General features: G+C 57.7%; 1 rRNA gene. It reads left to right on the top strand.

Going from position 1 to position 624, the window contains the following annotated elements:
- A 16S ribosomal RNA gene (locus ACN2TU_RS26900) occupies window positions 1-202 on the top strand; the annotation flags it as partial.
- Window positions 203-624 lie beyond the last annotated feature (422 nt).

Genomic DNA, 624 nt, shown 5'->3' with positions numbered 1-624 from the left:
CCCTCATGAAGCTGGATTCGGTAGTAATCGCGCTTCAGAAGAGCGCGGTGAATACGTCCCTGCTCCTTGCACACACCGCCCGTCAAAGCACCCGAGTGAGGTCCGGATGAGGCCACCATGCGGTGGTCGAATCTGGGCTTCGCAAGGGGGCTTAAGTCGTAACAAGGTAGCCGTAGGGGAATCTGCGGCTGGATCACCTCCTAACGACCGGGATCGGGCCGACGGCCCGACCCACCTTAACCCGTCAGTTTTCACTGACGGATGGCAATTCACTTCGAGACGCGACTCGTCCACCGACGAGGCACCTTTGAACTACCAAGGCTGGTTCCACGCCCTCGATTGAGGGTAGCTTTCGCTCACTGGAGAGCGCTGTTGCTCAGCAACAGCCTCCGGGTTCGATCCCCGGGGAAAGCCGTTCCGTGGATTGGTTCGAATCGTGTCCCTTAAGTATAAGGGGGCGAAAGGAACCAATCCCTACAACCGATGCACCAACCCGCGAAAGCGCGGTTGGGAAGGGTTCGACGCACGCACTCAGCGACCACTGTGTCGTGCAATGACAACCGTATGTACGTGCAATCCAGGCGTCCACTGGACTCACATTACGTGAGTTATTACAGTGAATCC

The sequence above is a fragment of the Haladaptatus marinus genome, assembly GCF_051194195.1.
The sequence above is the reverse complement of the archived record's forward strand: the minus strand, read 5'-3'. Positions and strand labels throughout refer to the sequence as shown.